The sequence below is a fragment of the Halorubrum sp. AJ67 genome, assembly GCF_000513435.1.
On record NZ_CBVY010000014.1, the window covers coordinates 28,935 to 31,025 of the forward strand.

At 65.7% G+C, this 2,091-nt stretch carries 3 protein-coding genes and 1 pseudogene; 3 read left to right on the forward strand and 1 reads right to left on the reverse strand.

What is annotated here, in order from left to right:
- Positions 1 to 268 precede the first annotated feature (268 nt).
- On the reverse strand, positions 269 to 475 hold the full coding sequence (locus tag BN903_RS11285; protein WP_004595330.1) for a cold-shock protein: 207 nt from the start codon (positions 473 to 475) through the stop codon (positions 269 to 271).
- Positions 476 to 684: 209 nt separating this feature from the next.
- Here BN903_RS11285 and BN903_RS11290 point away from each other — a divergent pair, with 209 nt between their 5' ends.
- The 3 genes and pseudogenes from BN903_RS11290 to BN903_RS18470 form a co-directional block, all read left to right on the forward strand.
- Positions 685 to 1,428, forward strand: coding sequence for an SCO family protein (locus BN903_RS11290; RefSeq protein ID WP_048077823.1), 744 nt, complete (start codon positions 685 to 687; stop codon positions 1,426 to 1,428).
- Entirely contained in the window at positions 1,425 to 1,961 is a 537-nt protein-coding gene (locus tag BN903_RS11295) for a TlpA disulfide reductase family protein (RefSeq protein ID WP_048077824.1), read from the forward strand. Before BN903_RS11290 ends, BN903_RS11295 begins: the two co-directional genes overlap by 4 nt.
- Positions 1,958 to 2,091 (forward strand): annotated as a pseudogene (locus BN903_RS18470) (cytochrome C biogenesis protein); the annotation flags it as partial. The gene BN903_RS11295 and the pseudogene BN903_RS18470, both read left to right, overlap by 4 nt.

The window sequence follows — 2,091 nt, forward strand, 5'->3', positions numbered from 1 at the left end:
CGCCCAACAGCTCGTCGACCGGGTGACAGCCGGTCGGGATCGGATCGCTCACTAGACGGGGATTCGACCGCGCTCATATTTAAAGGGTCGATCGCGGCGGTGACCAGGGGATGCGCGCGGCTCGTCGAGGAACGCGTCGATCACCGACGGAAGCGCCGCCGCTCGTCGAGCGATGATAAGTGTGAGAGAAACGGAGATGGCGTCGATCGCGTCGAGCGACGGCCGAAATCCGGTAGTGCGTGCGGACGCGTCGTCCGCGGTCGAGAGATTAGTTGCGGACGAGGTTCGTCGCGCGCGGTCCCTTGGGGGACGATTCGATGTCGAATTCCACTTCCTGACCCTCCTCGAGGTCCGGGCCGCCGACGTCTTCCATGTGGAAGAACACGTCTTCGTCGTCGTCGAGGTCGCCGTCGTCAGTCGAGATGAAACCGTAGCCGCCAGTGTCGTTGAAGAAATCAACCTTACCGTTTGCCATTGCGAATATACGTACAGCCCGTTCGGGGATAACCCTTGCGAGGGTCGTGGTACCACGGGGGTTCGAGCGATCACGCGGGCGAAACGATCCCGGTCAACGGCTCGTTTCGGGACCGTTGCGTCGGTTTCCGGTGCGCTCTCGGTCGTGTTCATCGCGTGCCACCAGTCGCGGGGTTCATTTACGCGCGACCACGTAGGTCGGACAACAACATGGACCGCCGCCACTTCCTCCGCTCGCTCGCCGGGACCGGCGTCGTCGCCGGGACGACCGCCACGGCCGGCTGTGCCGGCGTCCTCGGCGACACCGACGGTTCCAGCAACGGCGACGAGGGCTCCGACAGCCCCGACGGCTCCGGCGACGAGGAGACGATCCTCGGTCCGCCGGAGCAGAGCCGAGGCGACCCGGTCCATCCGATCCGCGGCGACGAGATGCCCGATTTTACCGTTCCCGACCCGATCACGGGCGAGGAGATATCGACATCGCAGTTCGAGGGGGAGCGCGCGTACCTGTGGACCTCGTTTTACACGAGCTGCCCGGACGGCGTCTGTCCGGCGCTCATCCTCAGACTCCGACGGGCGCAGGAGGTCGCGGCCGAGGAGGGGTTCGGTGACGAGGCCGCGTTCCTCGCGCAGACGTTCGATCCGGAGCGCGACACCGCCGACGTCCTCCGCGAGTACGCGGGCCAACGCGGTGTCGACCTCGACGCCGGCAACTGGCACTTCCTCCGTCCCGAGAGCTACGAGGCAGGCGTTGAGCTGATGGACGAGAACTTCGGGCTGAAGATCCAGAAGACCGACGGCGAACAGTACGAGAGCTTGGAGTACGCGTTCCCGCACTACGGCCTGATCCTCCTCGTGAACAAGCAAGGTATCGTCGAGCGGGCGTACCCGCGCGGCCCGGCCACCGACATCGAACGAATCGTCGACGACTTCCGACGGGTGGTCACGGCGTGAGGCGACGACACTTACTGGCGGGACTCGCGAGCGTCGGAGCCCTCGGGGGTGCGGGGGCGGTCGCAACGGGCGGCGTTCCCGACGTCCTCGGTGACGGGCCGGAACCGGTCGAACCGGTAACACTCGACACGGTCGATGCCCCGGGGAGCCGCGACGGCGAGGTAACGATCCCCGCAGAAGGCCGTCCGACGTTCGTCGACTTCTTTGCGACGTGGTGTGGCCCCTGCGAAAAGCAGATGCCCGGCCTCGTTGCGGCGCACGACGAGATCGACGACGAGGTGCTGTTCGTCTCCGTGACACCGGAGAACGTCGGGGGAAGTGTCGATCCGAAGACCGTCGTCGAGTGGTGGAAAAACCACAACGGAGACTGGCTCGTTGCGGCAGACGTCACGGCGGAACTCGCCGCGAAGCTCAACGTCCAGAACTATCCGACAGCGGTTGCGATCGACGAGACCGGTCGAATCCGTTGGTCCGATTACGGCGTTCACACCGCAGAGGAGATCGTCACGGGGATCGAGACCGCTCTCAGATGACCGGCGTCTCGCTCGCGACGAACGTCCCGTTCGCCGTCACCGCCGGCGTCGCGACGTTCTTCTCGCCGTGCGCGTACCCCCTTCTTCCGGGCTACGTCGGGTTCTACGTGAACTCCGTCGAGGCCGACTC